Origin of the sequence: Streptomyces sp. HNM0575 (assembly GCF_012726265.1) — a bacterium.
GTDB lineage: Bacteria > Actinomycetota > Actinomycetes > Streptomycetales > Streptomycetaceae > Streptomyces.
Genome location: NZ_JAASAG010000009.1, coordinates 350,581 through 365,808, shown reverse-complemented (window position 1 = coordinate 365,808; position 15,228 = coordinate 350,581). Strand labels below are relative to the sequence as shown.

Annotated in this window: 12 protein-coding genes and 1 pseudogene; 5 read left to right on the top strand and 8 right to left on the bottom strand. The window is 72.4% G+C overall.

The genetic code is table 11. The annotated features are described in order from the left end of the window. The 6 genes from HCC61_RS22550 to HCC61_RS22525 all read right to left on the bottom strand — a co-directional run. Positions 1 to 190, bottom strand: a 190-nt coding sequence (locus tag HCC61_RS22550) for a hypothetical protein (protein ID WP_206322896.1), incomplete at its 3' end; no start/stop codon positions are given. A gap of 207 nt (positions 191 to 397) precedes the next feature. Then, positions 398 to 1,654: an MFS transporter gene (locus HCC61_RS22545; protein WP_169138177.1), complete on the bottom strand. Its 1,257-nt coding sequence runs from the start codon at positions 1,652 to 1,654 to the stop codon at positions 398 to 400. A gap of 17 nt (positions 1,655 to 1,671) precedes the next feature. Next, a complete protein-coding gene (locus tag HCC61_RS22540) occupies positions 1,672 to 2,277 on the bottom strand; it encodes a helix-turn-helix domain-containing protein (RefSeq protein WP_169138090.1) in 606 nt (201 codons plus the stop codon). A gap of 130 nt (positions 2,278 to 2,407) precedes the next feature. Then, positions 2,408 to 3,478, bottom strand: coding sequence for a sulfotransferase (locus tag HCC61_RS22535; RefSeq protein ID WP_346777331.1), 1,071 nt, complete (start codon positions 3,476 to 3,478; stop codon positions 2,408 to 2,410). 158 nt (positions 3,479 to 3,636) lie between these two features. Further along, positions 3,637 to 4,398, bottom strand: coding sequence for an IclR family transcriptional regulator (locus HCC61_RS22530; RefSeq protein ID WP_346777330.1), 762 nt, complete (start codon positions 4,396 to 4,398; stop codon positions 3,637 to 3,639). Between the two features lie 82 nt (positions 4,399 to 4,480). Further along, positions 4,481 to 5,968, bottom strand: a complete 1,488-nt coding sequence (locus tag HCC61_RS22525; RefSeq protein WP_169138088.1) for an MFS transporter — start codon at positions 5,966 to 5,968, stop codon at positions 4,481 to 4,483. Positions 5,969 to 6,194: 226 nt separating this feature from the next. On the opposite strand from HCC61_RS22525, the gene HCC61_RS22520 reads away from it, so the two are divergent. Beyond that, positions 6,195 to 7,241, top strand: a complete 1,047-nt coding sequence (locus tag HCC61_RS22520; RefSeq protein WP_169138086.1) for a 2-hydroxyacid dehydrogenase — start codon at positions 6,195 to 6,197, stop codon at positions 7,239 to 7,241. A 709-nt stretch (positions 7,242 to 7,950) separates the two neighbouring features. On the opposite strand, the gene HCC61_RS22515 is transcribed toward HCC61_RS22520, so the two are convergent. Both HCC61_RS22515 and HCC61_RS22510 read right to left on the bottom strand, forming a co-directional pair. Beyond that, the gene (locus tag HCC61_RS22515; protein ID WP_169138084.1) at positions 7,951 to 9,297 is read right to left on the bottom strand and encodes a 6-phospho-beta-glucosidase; all 1,347 of its coding nucleotides are present in this window, start codon (positions 9,295 to 9,297) and stop codon (positions 7,951 to 7,953) included. 233 nt (positions 9,298 to 9,530) lie between these two features. Next, positions 9,531 to 10,277: pseudogene (locus tag HCC61_RS22510) on the bottom strand (DeoR/GlpR family DNA-binding transcription regulator); the annotation flags it as partial. Between the two features lie 211 nt (positions 10,278 to 10,488). Between HCC61_RS22510 and HCC61_RS22505 the strand changes: the two are divergent. The 4 genes from HCC61_RS22505 to HCC61_RS22490 all read left to right on the top strand — a co-directional run bounded on the left by HCC61_RS22505 (position 10,489) and on the right by HCC61_RS22490 (position 15,076). After that, positions 10,489 to 11,598 carry a PfkB family carbohydrate kinase gene (locus tag HCC61_RS22505; RefSeq protein ID WP_169138080.1) on the top strand — a complete coding sequence of 370 codons (1,110 nt, stop codon included), beginning with the start codon at positions 10,489 to 10,491 and terminating at the stop codon, positions 11,596 to 11,598. 57 nt (positions 11,599 to 11,655) lie between these two features. Next, positions 11,656 to 13,200 (top strand): extracellular solute-binding protein, encoded by a 1,545-nt coding sequence (locus tag HCC61_RS22500; protein WP_169138078.1) that lies wholly within the window; start codon positions 11,656 to 11,658, stop codon positions 13,198 to 13,200. Between the two features lie 125 nt (positions 13,201 to 13,325). After that, positions 13,326 to 14,258: a sugar ABC transporter permease gene (locus tag HCC61_RS22495; RefSeq protein WP_169138171.1), complete on the top strand. Its 933-nt coding sequence runs from the start codon at positions 13,326 to 13,328 to the stop codon at positions 14,256 to 14,258. Then, entirely contained in the window at positions 14,255 to 15,076 is an 822-nt protein-coding gene (locus tag HCC61_RS22490; RefSeq protein ID WP_169138067.1) for a carbohydrate ABC transporter permease, read from the top strand. The genes HCC61_RS22495 and HCC61_RS22490 overlap by 4 nt, the downstream gene beginning before the upstream one ends. Positions 15,077 to 15,228: the final 152 nt, after the last annotated feature.

Below are 15,228 nucleotides of genomic sequence, written 5' to 3'. Positions count from 1 at the left end.
TCTTCCCAGCAGGGGTGACGGCGGTGGCGTGATGTTCGCCTTTGCCGACATCCAGGCCGAGGAAGACGCCGATGTCACTGGTGTCGATCACGTGCACTCTCCGGTCGTACCCGCCCGGCCGGCCCACGGCACCGATCGCCACATCCACATTACGAAGAGCCTCCCGACCTGCGAAGAAGCCGGTGGTCATGTCCCTCATCAGCGGTCTGTCAGTGCCTCCGGAGCCGGTGACACCACCCCCCAGGCCATGCACTCGACAGGGGGATTCAGTCATGCCAGCTCCAGAGGCCGGGAGCCCCATTGCGGGGCCACGAAGAAGGTAATGGGGCGGGCCGTAGCGGCCCAACCCCCTGCGTCCGGTTCCGCCCCCGGTTCCGAGTCCGCTTCCGCCCCCGCCCTAGGTGGGCGTGGTGTCCTTCGCCCGTGCGCTCTGCTTCTCCGCACCGCTCCGCCGCCGGTCCATCTCCCGCCATTCCGGGCGGAGTCCGGCGAGGTTCGTGGTGAGGAAGAACGCGGTCCCGGCCGTAAGAAGCGCCGGTACGAGACCGACGGCCGCGACCGCCGCGCCACCCAGCAGGCCGCCGACCGGGATGCCCGCCCAGCCGAGCGAGTCGCCCAATGCGTTGACGCGGCCCAGGAGTTGGCGCGGGATGCGCTCGAAGCAGACCGCGCTCAGGATGGGGTTGAGGAAGCCCGCGCCGAAGCCGCTGAGGGCGAACACCGCCACCACCGCCCACAACGGCGCGTCCACGGCGAGGATCAGGAACCGCGGTGCGCCGGCGACGAGGAACCCAACGAAGAAGAGGGTGCGGCGCCGCATCCGGTGCGCGACCACGGCGGCGACCAGACCGGTGAGGACCGCCGCCACACCGCCCACCGAGCTGTTCAGCCCGATCGCGGTCGGGCCGTGCCCGGACTCCCTCGCCCACACGGGCAGGAACACCGTCTGGAACGCGGCGTTGAGCGCGTTGGTGATGCCCACCGTGACGATGACGGTCAGCAGCAGCGGATCCGCGCGCAGGAAGCGCCAGCCCTCGCCGAAGCGCCGCCAGTAGCCCGGCTCGCCTTCGGGCGCGGAGGCGGGCCGTCCCATGCCGCGGGGAAGCGCCAGCACGGTGGTGACGGACCCCAGTGCGAAGCACCCAGCGATGACGAACAGACAGGTCAGGGCGCCGACCAGGGCCGACAGCGAGCCGCCGAGCGCCGGACCGACGGTGAAGGCCAGCCGCTCCGTCACTCCGCTGAGCCCCGTGGCGCGCTCCAGCGGCACTCCGCACCGGTCGGCCGCCTCGGGGACCATGACCTCCTTCGCCAGGTCGCCGGGCCCGCGTGCCGCGCCGATCACCGCGACCAGGATCAGCAGCAGCCAGAAGGGCAGTGCCCGCCCGGCATGGAGCACGGGCAGGGCCACGGCGGCCAGGCAGCTCGCGACATCGGTGGACCAGGAGACGACGCGCGGTCCGCTGCGGTCGATCAGGGGCCCGGAGAACGCCTTCGCCGTCACATACGGCGCCATCTCGCAGAAGGCCACCAGGCCCGTCTGTGTGGCACTGCCGGTCGTGACGAGTACGAACCAGGGGAGCACGACGGTCGAGACGCGGCTGCCGGTCGTCGAGAGGCCCATCGCGGCCAGCACCCCGGCCAGCGGCCGCATGGCCCGTAAGCCGGGCGTCACTCGGATCCCTCGCGGGTGTCCGGCTCGGGAAGGAGCTGGGTGATGAGCGTGACGCGCTCGGCTCCCGGCGGGGCGTCCGCAGCGGGCGCGTCGCTGCGGTAGCGCCCTATGAGCTGGGTCAACTCCTCGTACAGCGAACGGGTTTCGGCCGGTGTGAGGCGCAGGGCCCAGTCGCTCATGTCGGCGGCCTCGCGCCATTCGCGGGGCAGCGTGTGGAACTCGTTGACCGCACGCTGCGCCCGCAGGGTGTAGGCGGCGGCGACGGAGTGCAGGTAGGTGAGCGTGGCCTCCGGCTCCTGCTCGGCCAGGTCCGCGTCCTTGAAGCGCGTCAGGCGGTGGACCGAACGCCACCAGCGCTCCCGTGCGTTGCCGCGCCCGGTGTCCTCCTCGACGAAGGCGGCGGCGTCGAGCTGGCGCAAGTGATAGCTGGCCGTACCGGAGTTGACGCCCAGCCGCTCGGCGAGGTGGGTGGCCGTCGACGGTCCGTGCTTGCGCAGCAGGCCGAGGAGCTGGACGCGTACAGGATGTGCCAGCGCGCGCAGGCCCTTGGCGTCCAGATCGACGGCGTTCTGGTGGGTGTGGTTCCCGGACGCTTCCGTCATACGGGCAGCCTAGAGTGACAACACTTCTTTGCGAAGAGTCCTTTGCAAAGAAGTGTTGTCAATCGAAGGCGGGGCAGGGCCCGTTGGGCCGGTGGGGTGCGCTGCGGGCCGAAGGCAGCGGCCGACTCCCTTACGGAGCAGCCGACTTGGAGCTCTGGACGCCCAACGCCTCTGCGCCGCGTGCGCAGTTCTCCCGCAGCTGCGTCAGCACTCGCTCCGGGAGGCGCAGCGCGGAGCCGCGGCGGCCCGCGCCGTCGAGGAGTTCGTCCCCCTCCTCCAGCCACTCCGCGAACGGCTGCACGCCGATGAAGTCGGCGACGCGGGCCAGCTCCTGGCGGGGTGCGTCCAGGAGGCGCTCGTAGGAGAGCGTCGTGCGCTGCCCGGCGGGGATCGCGGAGAGATGCTCCACGCCTTCGCAGACGAGGTCCGACCACAGGGTGCCGAAGTCCGGCACCGGCATCTCGCGGTCGAGCACGAGCGACGGATCGTACTGAGGACTCAGCAACGGGGCGAGGTCGTCCGGGAGTTGCTTGACGTGGTCGTCGGTCAGGTCGGACGCGGACGCGACTCCGGAGCGGCGGAGGATCTCGCGCAGCAGGGAGATCATGCGGTAGCCGTTGTGGCGGCTCATCGAGAGGGCGCAGTCGGGGCCGTCGCGGTGCAGGTGCACGAAGCGGGCCTCGGGGAACAGCTCGTACAGCACGTCGACCCGGTGCAGCGAGTAGCCGGAGCGCTCGACCGCGGCCTCTCGTCCGCCGGCGCGGGAGGCGAGCGCGCCGAACAGCGCGTGCCACTGCTGGGGCGCGGGCCGCTCGGGCCAGGCGCGCACCTCCGGCTCCAGCGCGTCGAGCAAGGCGTCCGGATCATCGCTGAGATGAGGCAGCGTCATCATGCTGATCGCCGGGATGCCCGACGTCTCCGCGGAGTAGCGCCACTCGGGGTGGCGGTTGTAGATGAACTCCGGGAGCGGGGTGCCGCTGCGGACCATGGCGTCGAAGACGGGCATCGGTTCGCGCAGACATCGCCAGAACTCCTCGCCCGTGAGGGCCTGTTGGGAGAGTGCCGGCGGCCCGTCGATACAGGAGTACAGCTCGTTGAGGCTGAGCACGTCGGGATGCAGCCGCAGCACCCGTGACAGCGCCGTCGAGCCGCTGCGCCCGGTGCCGACGACGAAGGTCAGAGTCTTGATGCCCGTCCGCACGGTGGTTTCCTCCCCCTGGGCCCGCCTGTGCCGCAGGCCGTTCGGCGTCTGATCGCCCCCAAGTCTCACCCCGGCAGGCACCGGCCGGGGCGGGATCGCTCGTGATCACACGAAGGGGTTGAGAGGCGGCCGCCGATACGGTCCGGGCGACGGCCCCTTCACCCCATCAACGAGGCGATCTCCTCCGCGCACGCCCTCAACGCCGGTACGTGGCCGTGGAGTTCGTCCCACGTGGTGAGCACGACCGTGGCGCCCAGCGAGACCGCCAGACGCGGGCGCAGGCCGCCGTTCAGATCCGGTACGACGGTGGCGACGGAGCGGACCCCGACCTCGTTCTCCTCGTCCACCTCCGCCCAGCCCTGCTCCCGTACGCGCGCCAGCTTCTCGCGCAGCGTCCGCGGGTCGGTGACGGTGTGCGCGGTGGCCGCGGGCAGGCCGGCGGCCAGCAGCGCCGCCAGCTCCTCCTCGGGCAGCTGCGAGGCGAGGGCCTGGCCCATGGACGTGGCGTGCCAGGGGTTGCGGGTGCCCTCCGCGCTGCGCAACTGGAGGTGCTGGGTGCCCTCCGCGCTGAGCACCAGCAGCACCTCCCGGCCGTCGAGGATCCCGGCGATCGCCGGCAGCCCCGTGCGGGCGGCGAGGCGCCGCATCGGCGCGGCGGCCGCCGAGTAGCCGGCGGGCGAGCGCTGGAAGCCGCGGGAGAACTCCAGCACGCGCACGCCGAGCGCGTAGCGGCGGGTGTCCTCGTCGTACGCGACGAAGCGCTCGGCGGCCAGCCTCCCCAGCAGCCGGTGAGCGCTGCTGACCGGCAGCCCCGCGGTGCGTGCGGCGGCGCTGACGCCCAGCCCCGAAGGGTGGTCGGCCAGCACGGTCAGCAGCCGAAGGCCCCGGCTGAGCATGTCGTCGCCGGGCGGTGCGGTCACCGTCGGTGCTCCCTCGAAGGTCGTGCGCGGCAGGGCCGGTCCGGCGGTGCCGCCGGGCCGTGTACGGGGGTCGCCGGCCGCGTCAGCCGCGTGCCTCGCCGTCCGCCGCCGTACCGGCCGTGGTGTGCGGATGTCCGGTCACCGTACCGGTAGCGGAAGGAGTGGCCCTGGGCTCCCGTACGCCGAACATCAGCGCGGCGGAGATCAGCGTGCACACCGCCATGAAGCCGAAGGCGCCCGCGTCGCCGAGGGGCGTGCCGCGCACCCAGCCCACCAGGTACGTACCCGCGAACGACCCCAGCGCGCCGAAGGAGTTGACGGCGGCGACGGCCGCGCCCGCGACACCGGCAGGAGCCAGCTCCGAGACGAAGGCGAAGTACGGGCCGTACGGCGCGTACATGCACAGTCCCGCGATGATGAGCAGCGTGAGCGCGACGGGGAAGTCGGAGCCCGCCAGATACGAGGCGAACAGCGCCAGCGCACCCGTGCCCAGCCACGGCCACACCGCGATGCGGCGGCGCCCTGTGCGGTCGGAGAGCCGGGAGTTGTAGAACATCGCCACGACGGCGAAGGCGTAGGGGATCGCGGAGAGCAGACCGGTCGCGCCGATGCCCTCTCCGGAGGCCTTCTTCACGATCGACGGCAGCCAGAAGATGAAGCCGTACATGCCGAACGACCAGAAGAAGTACTGCGCGGCGAGCACGACCACGGGCCGGGAACGCAGCACCTTCTTGTAGTCGGCGACGCTTGCGCGCGGCGCGTCGGCGGTGGTCGCGCGTGCGCCCGCGCCGGATGCCGCAGGGGACACGGACCCGGAGGGGGCGTCGGATGTGCCGGGAGAGCCCGCGGCGACCTCGGCCGCCGTCACCGCCGAGCCGGGCGACTCGGCGGCGGCCCGCTGCTCGTCCGCGAGACCGGCGAGCAGAGTGTCGTGCTCCGCCTCGGGCAGCCAGCGCGCGTCGCGCGGACGGTCCTTGATCAGCCGCAGGCAGAACAGGCCCCAGACGATCGACGGGACGCCCTCGACGATGAACATCATCCGCCAGTCGGAGACCTCGATGAGCCATCCGGACAGCGCCGACAGCCACATCACGGTGACCGGATTGCCCAGGATCAGCAGGGAGTTGGCGCGCCCGCGCTCGCGCCTGGTGAACCACCGGCTCAGCAGCACCACCAGCGACGGCAGCACCGCGCCCTCCACCACCCCGAGCGCGAAGCGCACCGGGATCAGCTGGCCCGGGCTGCTGAGCATGCCCTGCAACGTCGCCAGCACGCCCCAGGCGATCGTCGAACCGGCCACCATCAGGCGCACGCTGCGCTGCTCCGCGTAGATCGTGCCGGGGATCTGGAAGAAGAAGTAGCCGAGGAAGAACGAGGCCGCGATGAGGGAGTCGGTGCCGGCCGAGAGATGCAGCTCCTCCGCCATGCCGCCGGCCGAGGCGATCGCGTAGTTGGACCGGTCGAGATAGGCGAGCGAGTACGTGATGAACGCGATCGGCATCAGATACCGGGCACGGGTGGATGACCAGAAGCCGACGCTGCCGGTGCGGGAGGGAGACGCCGCTGTCATTCCCCAACCCCCTTTTTTCCGTGTGGTGGAAAGTGTTTCACTGAGCGGGAAGGACGTTACGAGCGTGTGCGGGCCGGGTCAATGGCCGCGGACGTTTCGGGCCGGACAGCGGGCCGGACACCGGGGCGGACAAGGGCCGTTCCGGTCCCGGCGGTCACGGCCCGTGCGCGCTCGTACGCCGCTCCCGCACCCCGTGCGCCGCATGAGACGAAGGAGAAGCCCGCCGATGTCCCGGACGACCGACGCCACCGACGCCATCCACGCCACCTACACCACACATGGCAGGGACGCCACGGACGCCACCGACCGTGCCGTGCATGTGCTGCTGCCCTGGCCGGACCTGGACGCGCGGCACGGGCCGTGGCCGGCGAACATCCGCGTGCACGTCTGGGACGGGCGAACTCCGGAGGACCAACTGCCCGCCGCCGCACTGGAGTCGGCCGAACTGTGGGTCATGCCGTACGCGGTGCCGGGCGTCGAGCGGCTGCTGCCGCGGCTGCCCCGCGTGCGGGCCGTGCAGTCGCTCAGCGCGGGCGTGGAGAAGCTGCTGCCGGTGATGCCCGAGGGCGTGCGGCTCCACAACGGCCGCGGCCTGCACGACGCCAGCACCGCCGAGCACGCCCTCGGCCTGATCCTGGCCGCTCAGCGTGAACTGCCGCGCTGGGTCGCCGACCAGCGGGCCGGGCGCTGGGAACCGCACTTCACGCGGTCGCTGGCCGGCTCCCGGGTCGCGATCGTCGGTTACGGATCGATCGGTCAGGCGCTGGAGCGGCGCCTGGTGGCGTGCGAGGCGGAGGTCGTGCGCGTGGCACGCCGGGCGCGGCCGGAGGAGGACGTACACGCCGTGACCGCCCTCCCGGAGCTGCTGCCGGACGTGGACATCGCGGTCCTCGTACTGCCCGAAACCCCCGCCACGGCAGGCGTGTTCGGCAAGGACGAGCTGGCCGCGCTGCCCGGAGGGGCCCTCGTCGTGAACGTCGGCAGGGGCCGCACGCTGGACACCGGCGCGCTGCTCGAAGAGGCGCGGGCGGGACGGCTGCGGGCCGCGCTCGACGTCACCGACCCCGAACCGCTCCCGGACGACCACCCGTTGCGGCACCTGCCGGGCGTGCTGATCACCCCGCATGTGGCGGGCGGCTCCGCCACGTTCCGTCCGCGCGCCGAGCGGCTGATCGTGGAACAGGTGCGCCGGTACGCGGCGGGGGAGCCCCTGGTCAACGCCTTCGCCGGAACCGGAACCGGAACCGGAACCGGAACCGGAACCGGACGCTGAGGGCGCTGAGGGCGAGGACCGGGGACGGGTGCGGGGGCGAGCGCGGCTGTTGCGCAGACGAGCGGATCGAAGAGGCAGCGGGTCGACTGGTCGACGGGTCAGTGGGCCAATGGGCAGACGGGGGCAGCGGGTTGACGGATCAGCGGTCCGGGGCGGGCGGCCGCTGACCGTCCGGCCCGTGAGGGGGCCTCAGTCCGGGGCACCATCCCGAGCGGGTCACGCTCCGTCCGTGCCGGTCCCGGGGCGGCGGAAGGCGACCGTGGAGTTCCCATCCGTCCTCGCCCCGCGTCCAGTGGACGAAGTCCTCCTCCCACGGGCTGTTGAGCAGTTGCACCCGTTCCCAGATCTCGACCTGTTGCGCGTTGAAGTCACGGAAGCTGCGCCAGAGATCCTTGAGCACCATCGGAACCACCGCCGGTGTCCGGAGTATTCGGAGGCTCTTCGCTGCCGGGCGTGCCCGCGAGGCGGCGTCGATGCGACAAAACTACGGCGGCCGCATCCGCAGGTCCACGCTTCGCGGGGAACAAAACGGAATTGCGGCCCCGGCGGGGGCTTTTCCGGCGGGTGGCCGCGGTGGCCGCCGAGGCCGCCGGGATGGCAGCCGGTGTCGCCCGAACCGGCCGAGCCGCCGGTGACCTGACCCGGTCCGGTCCGGCGGTCGGCGGCCCAACTGCCGTGCGTGCGGGCCGCGTTGATCCGTTGCGCGGCCTCACGCACCGCCCGACGCGTCCAGGATGCGCTCCGCCACGCGCACCGAGTCGACCAGCGGATGCAGTGCCAGCGCGCGCAGCGCCGCCGGGCGTGAGCCGTCCGCCGCCGCCTCGATCGCCGCGCGTTCCACCGCCTTCAGCTGGAGCATCAGGCCCAGCTGGTCCGGTGCGACCGCGCCGGCGGACAGCGGGCGGGCGCCGCCCGCGTCGACCAGGCACGGCACCTCGACCACCGCCTGGGCGTCCAGGCCCGGGACGGCCGTGCGGTTGGGCACGTTGAGGATCAGCGTGGTGCGCTCGTTGCGGGAGACCGCGCGCATCAGGGCGAGGGCGACGCGGTCGTAGCCGCCGCCGTCCAGGTCGCAGCTGTCGCGCTGCCAGCCGCCGGTGGCCTCGCGGCTCTCGGCCATGTAGGTCTCCTCGCGTTCCCGGCGCGTACGTTCCCAGGCGGCGTACGCGGCGGCGGGACCGGCCGAGCGGGACTCCTCGTAGAAGCGCGACTGCTGGTCGTACAGGAACTCACCGCGTGTGGCGCGCGATCCGCGCACCGCGGCGACCGCCTCGCGGTTGAAGTAGTAGTAGTGCAGATACTCGTTGGGCAGTGCGCCCAGCGCGCGCAGCCACTCCGCGCCGAACAGCCTGCCCTCCTCGAAGGACTCCAGCAGTTCGCCGTCCGCGAGCAGCCGGGGCAGCGCGTCCCGTCCGTCCACGACGACCCGGCGCAGCCAGCCGAGGTGGTTGAGGCCCACGTAGTCGTAGTCGGCCCGGTCGGGGTCGGCGCCCAGCGCGCGTGCGGCCCGCCGGCACAGGCCCACGGGGGAGTCGCAGATGCCGATCACCCGCTCGCCCAGGCCCCGTTCGCGGAAGACCCCGCTCATCGCCTCGGTGACCATCCCGGCCGGGTTGGTGAAGTTGATGACCCAGGCGTCGGGGGCGAGTTCGGCGATCCGCCGGGCGATGTGCACGGCGACGGGCAGCGTGCGCAGCCCGTACAGGACGCCTCCGGCGCCCACCGTCTCCTGTCCCAGCACGCCCTCCGCGAGGGGCACGCGTTCGTCGCGCGTACGTCCCTGGAGACCGCCGACGCGGATGGCGGAGAAGACGAAGTCGGCCCCGCGCACCGCCTCGTCGAGATCGCCGGTGGAGCGTACGGCGGGTGCGGGACGGCCCTGATGCCGTGCCGTCTGGTGCGCGAGCACGGCCGTCACGGCGTCCAGGCGGGCGGGATCGGTGTCGTGCAGGACGAGTTCGGTGATCCGTCCGGCCTCGTCGCCCTCGTCCTCCAGCAGCGCCCGGTACACCAGCGGCACCCGGAACCCGCCGCCGCCCAGCACGGTCAGCCTCATCGGCCCTCCACCTCGGTCTCCACCCCGGTCTCCACACCGGCCTTTCCCTGCACGGCGGTCACCGGCTCCATGCCGGTCGCCGGCTCCATGCCGGTCACCGGCTCCACGGCCCGCTCCGCCGGGCGCAGTCGGGCCGGATCCCCGTCCGCCGCGGGCCCGTCGGCGCGTACGGTCGTCCGCTCCGGCGCGGCCGGTGCCTCCGGTGCCTCCGGCGCGGCCGTCTCCGTCCGCGCCGTCTCCACCCGCACCCCGGCCTCGCGGAAGATCGCGAGCGTGCCGGGATCGGAGGTCTGATTCGTGACGAGCGTGTCGACGTCCGCGGGCCCGCAGATCCGGGCCGTCCCCTTCCCGGGGAACTTCCGCGCGGTGGCGAGCAGCGCCACATGCCGCGCCGCGCTCAGCATCGCCTGCTTCACGGGCACTTCGACGTCCGTGGTGTCCAGCACGCGCCCGTCGGGCAGCACGCCGCTGGTGCCGAGGAAGAGCCGGTCGGCGTAGAGATGGCTCAGGCTCGACCGGGTCAAGTGCCCTACCAGAGAACGGTAGTTGGGGCGCACCTGTCCGCCGAGGAGTACGAGCGTGACCTCCGGGTCGTCCTTCAGCTCCTCGTACACCGCGAGGTTGCTCGTCGCCACGGTGATGCTGCGGCCGCGCAGCCGCCGCGCCAGCTGGAGGGTCGTGGTGCCGATGTCCAGCAGCACCACCTCTCCGTCCTCGACGGTGGCGGCGGCGCGGCGGGCGACCGCGTCCTTGTCGTCGCGGTCGTCGACCTCCTCCTCAGCGAAGGGCCGCTCGACGGGGCCGCGGGCGACGGCGCCGCCGTAGACGCGGGTCAACCGGCCCGCGTTTCCCAGGTCGTTGAGGTCGCGGCGTGCGGTGGCCTCGCTGACGCCGAGGCGCTGTGCGATCTGCCCGACGGGCAGCACGCCCTCCTCGCGGAGCAGTCTCAGCAACTGCTCGTGCCGGGTCTCGCGCAACATGCCCGGCAATGTAGCGCGACTGAGCGTCTTTGCGCGAGTGTGACCGGGGTCTTGCACTCGACGCCGCTGACGTGCAAGGTATCGCTCAAAGATTTGGGGGCCCTACGTCGCCCGCCCGGCGCCGCCCGCAGAGGCGCACTCCGCCGGAGAGGGGCACAAGCCGCCGGCACGAAGGCGGAGCCGCGGGGCCGCGGAAGGGGCGGGAAGAGCAGTGAGCACGACCGGGAGCGCGCAGCCTGCGCCGACGTCAGCGGCCCTGGACCCGCTGTCGGCCCTGCGCGGCGACGGCGGACCGGAGCAGGACGTCTTCCTGACCGGCACCGTCTTCCTCGACATCATCTTCACCGGCCTCGACCACGCACCCGTACGAGGCACCGAGTCCTGGGCGCGCGGCATGGGTTCGTCGCCCGGCGGCGTCGCCAACATGGCCACGGCCCTGCGCCGTCTCGGCCTGCGCACCTCGCTCGCCGCCGCGTTCGGCGACGACGTCTACGGCGACTACTGCTGGGAGTCGCTGGCCGACAGCGAAGGCATCGACCTCGCCCCGTCCCACCGCGCACAGGGCTGGCACTCGCCCGTCACCGTCTCCATGGCGTACGAGGGCGAACGCACGATGGTCTCCCACGGCCACGAGGCTCCCGCCCCCTGCGTACGCGCCGCCGGGCGTCCCCGCTCCCGGGCATGCTTCACCGACCTGGCGCCCGGACGACTGGAGAGCTGGGTGCGCGAGGCCCACGACGAGGGCAGCAGGATCTTCGCCGACGTCGGCTGGGACGACACCGGCGCCTGGGACCCGGACACCCTCGCCGACCTCTCCTACTGCCACGCGTTCCTGCCCAACGCGGCCGAGGCGCAGCACTACACGCGTACCGGGACCCCCGAGGAGGCGGTGCGCGCGCTGGCCGAACTCGTGCCCATAGCCGTGGTGACCAAGGGCTCAGGCGGCGCCGTCGCCGTCGACTCGATCAGCGGCGAGAGCGCCGACCTGCCCGCCCTGCCCGTGGAGGCGCTCGATCCGACGGGTGCCGGGGACGTCTTCGTGGCCGGTTTCATCACGGGAACGCTCGCGGGCTGGCCCCTCGCCGACCGGCTCGCCTTCGCCAATCTCACCGCCGCGCTGTCCGTGCAGCACTTCGGCGGCTCGCTCTCCGCGCCCGGCTGGCCGGAGGTCGCCGCGTGGTGGCAGTACGCCACGCGCTGCGGGGGCCAGAGCGAGGACGTGATGCGGCGCTACGCCTTCCTGTCCGACCTGCTTCCCGGGGCCGATCGCGGATCGGCGCTGCGCCGGGCCACGCCCACCATCGGATTCCGGGCGCCCTGACCGATGCGGCGGTATGGAACCGGCCCGGGCGGCAGCGGATGCCGAAAAGGAGACTCCATGCGCTCTGAGCAAGCGAGGGACACGACCAGTACGCCGGGTACGCCGGGCACGCCGGGCACGCCCGGTACGCCGGGTACGCCGGGCACACGACCGCACGGCCGTCCGGCCCTGCGCCGGGCCCTGCGCCGGGCGCTGCCCGCGCGCGGCGGGCGCCCGCGTCGTACCGCCGCGCTCGTACTGGCCCTCGGCACCGCCCTGACGGCCGCGGCCTGCGTGCCCGGCACCGACGGCTCCGGCGCGGCGGGCGCGGGAGTGCCGGGAGCGGCCGCCACGTCCAAGCCGGACCCGTCCAAGGCGGGCAAGGCCACGCTGACCGTCTGGGACCAGGAGGTGCGCGGCGGCCAGAACGAGGAACTGGAGCGGCTGAACGCCGAGTTCGAGAAGAAGTACCCCAACGTCCGCATCAAGCGCGTCGCCCGCAGCTTCTCGGACCTCAAGACCACGCTGAAGCTGGCCGTTTCGGGGAACAAGCCCCCGGACGTCATCCAGGCCAACCAGGGCTACCCCGACATGGTGGCCTTCGTGAAGGCCGGTCTGCTCACGCCGCTCGACAACTACGCGGGCATTTACGCCTGGAACACCCGCTATCCGTCCACGCTGCTCAACCTCAACCGGGTCTCCGCCGACGCCCGCGACTTCGGCACCGGACGTCTCTACGGCATCTCGCAGACCGGCGAGTACATCGGCGTCTACTACAACAAGGACGTACTGGAGAAGGCCGGAGTCGACCCGCCGAAGACCTGGAAGGAGCTGACGGACGCCCTGCCCCGGCTCAAGGACTCCGGCGAACTGCCCGTCCAGTTCGGCAACTTGGACAAGTATCCCGCGATCCACACCTTCGGCGTCCTCCAGAACGAGGCCGGCGGGGCGGAGGAGACCCGCGAGAGCGTCTTCGGGCGCGGCAAGGGCTTCGACAACGAGCCGACGAAGGAGGCGGCCCGCACCCTCGCCGACTGGAAGAAGGAGGGCTACATACCCAAGGGCGCCAACGGCACCGGATACGACGACGCCGCGAAGCAGTTCGCCGGAGGCAAGGGCGCGTTCCTCATCACCGGCACCTGGCAGCTGCCCGACCTGAAGAAGTCCATGGGCGGCAAGCTCGGCTTCATGCCGCCGCCGCCCGCCGAGAAGGACGGCCCTCCCGTCACCACGGGCGGCCAGGGCCTCGCGTGGTCGGTCACCTCCAAGTCCCGCCATCCCGAAGTGGCCGCCGCCTACCTCGACTTCATCACCAGCAGGCACGCGGCCGACGTGATGACCGAGGAGGGCGTGCTGCCCGCCGTGCCCGGCAAGGCCGCCCGCGAGATCCCCGAGGGCAGCGTCGACGCGCAGATGGTGAAGGGCTGGGAGCAGCTCAACGCCGCCGACGGTCTCGTGCCGTATCTCGACTACACCACGCCCGACTTCTACGACTCGCTCTCCGCCGACCTCCAGGGCGTCATCGACGGCTCGCTCTCCCCGGACGGACTCTCGTCGAAGATGCAGCGCTCCTACAGCGACTTCCAGGAGAAGAAGCGCGCCGAAGGGAAGCCGGAGCGGTGAGCGCCACACCCGCGGCACCGGCCGCGTCCGGCTCCGGGAGGACGCCCGCCGGGGCCCCCGGGGCCGCCGGAAACGCCGCCGGGAACGCCGCCGGGAACGCCGCGGCGGAGGGCGCGGGCGGCCGGCTGCGGCGCCTCGCCGCCGACCGCTACCGCCGCCGGGCGCCCGGGCAGCCGCGCGCCGTCGGCTACCTCTACGTGGCACCCGCCCTCGCCGTCTACGCCGTCTTCCTCCTCTTCCCCCTCGGCCAGACCGTGTGGCTGTCGCTGCTGCACTGGGACGGGCTGACCGTCGCCACCTGGGCCGGAGGCGACAACTACCGTGCGCTGCTTGCCGATCCGTCGCTGCGCGGCCCCTTCCTGCACGCCCTCGTGCTGCTGCTGTTCTACGCCGCGCTGCCCGTCGCGCTGGGTCTGCTGCTGGCGTCGGCGCTCTCGCGCTTCCGGGTGCGGGGCATGACCTTCTTCCGCACGGTGCTCTTCCTGCCGCAGGTCCTGGCGATGGTCGTCGTCGGCGTCGCCTGGCGCTCCGTCCTCGGCCCGGACGGACTGCTCAACGACACGCTCCGCGCCGTGGGGCTCGGCTCCCTCGCCCGCTCCTGGCTGGGCGACTACACCTGGGCGCTGCCCGCCGTCGGCACCGTCGGCACCTGGGTGGAGACGGGCCTGTGCGTCGTGCTCTTCCTCGCCGGAGTCCAGCGCATACCGCGAGAGCTGTACGAGGCGGCGCGCGTGGACGGGGCGGGCCCGCTGCGGGAGTTCCTCGCCGTCACCCTGCCCGCGCTGCGCGCCGAGGTCGCCGTCGCGCTGACGCTCACCATCGTCGCCGGGCTGCGCAACTTCGACCTGATCTACATCACCACCAGCGGCGGGCCGGGCAACGCCACTTCCGTACCCGCCTACGAGGTCTACCACCGGGCCTTCGAGACCAACGAGGTCGGCTCGGCGGCGGCCATGGGCGTCGGACTGACCGTGCTGATCTTCGCGCTGACGGTCTCCGTGGCGCGGCTCGTCGAGGGCCGCGAGGCCCGCGACGGACGAGGAGGACGCAAGCGATGACCGGCCGCCTCGAACGCAGCGCCACCTACGCCGTTCTCGTCCTCTTCGCCGCCGTCAGCCTCACCCCGGTGATCGGCATCCTCTCCAGCGCCTTCGGCCGCCGCACGTCCCTGGACACGGGCTTCTCGCTGCCGGACGGCCTCAACTGGGGGAATTTCGCGGAAGCCTGGAGCCGCGGGCACTTCGGCTCGTATCTGACGAGCTCCGTGCTCGTCGCCGTCGCCGTCGTCACCGCGACCGCCGTGCTGGCCGTGCTCGCCGCGTACGCCTTCGGCCTGATGCGCTTCCCCGGCTCGAACCTGCTCTTCTACCTGTTCGTCCTCGGCCTGACGCTCCCGGAGGAAGCCCTCGTCGTACCGCTCTACTTCGACCTGCGGTACTGGCAACTCACCGACACCTACTGGGCGTTGATCCTTCCGCAGACCGCGCAGTCGCTGGCGTTCGGCGTGTTCTGGATGCGCACGTACTTCCGCAGCAGCCCGCGCTCGGTCGTCGAGGCGGCCCGCATCGACGGGGCGTCGAGCTGGACGACGCTGTGGCGCGTGCTCGTGCCGATGGGGCGTCCGGCGCTGTCGACGATGGCCGTCATCGTCTTCATGTGGACGTGGAACGAGTTCCTGATGGCGCTGGTCATGGTCAGCGACGAGGCGCACCGCACCGTTCCGCTCGGACTCGCCTTCTTCCAGGGACAGCACAGCTCCGACACCGCGCTCTTGGCCGCCGCGTCCGTGCTCATCGCGCTGCCCGTGGTGGTGGTGTACGTGGCGCTCCAGCGGCGCTTCATCGAGGGGATGCTGACGGGCGCCGTCAAGGAGTGAAAGGGCGACGGGGCCCGGGCAGCCCGGGCGTGATGTGCGTCACCAAGAGCCTTGCGCGGCAGGGTAGTTGTGTCAGTCACGTAAAGCGCTGTGCATAGGTCTTCACGCCCGGGGCACCCAACCAGCCTGCCCGCGGCGCACGCGGTGAGATC

Coding starts and splice junctions, on each gene's coding strand:
- HCC61_RS22540 (WP_169138090.1), bottom strand. CDS start 2,277: ATGACGGAAGCGTCCGGGAACCACACCCACCAGAACGCCGTCGATCTG.
- HCC61_RS22520 (WP_169138086.1), top strand. CDS start 6,195: ATGTCCCGGACGACCGACGCCACCGACGCCATCCACGCCACCTACACC.
- HCC61_RS22515 (WP_169138084.1), bottom strand. CDS start 9,297: ATGAGGCTGACCGTGCTGGGCGGCGGCGGGTTCCGGGTGCCGCTGGTG.
- HCC61_RS22500 (WP_169138078.1), top strand. CDS start 11,656: ATGCGCTCTGAGCAAGCGAGGGACACGACCAGTACGCCGGGTACGCCG.
- HCC61_RS22525 (WP_169138088.1), bottom strand. CDS start 5,968: ATGACAGCGGCGTCTCCCTCCCGCACCGGCAGCGTCGGCTTCTGGTCA.
- HCC61_RS22545 (WP_169138177.1), bottom strand. CDS start 1,654: ATGCGGCCGCTGGCCGGGGTGCTGGCCGCGATGGGCCTCTCGACGACC.
- HCC61_RS22490 (WP_169138067.1), top strand. CDS start 14,255: ATGACCGGCCGCCTCGAACGCAGCGCCACCTACGCCGTTCTCGTCCTC.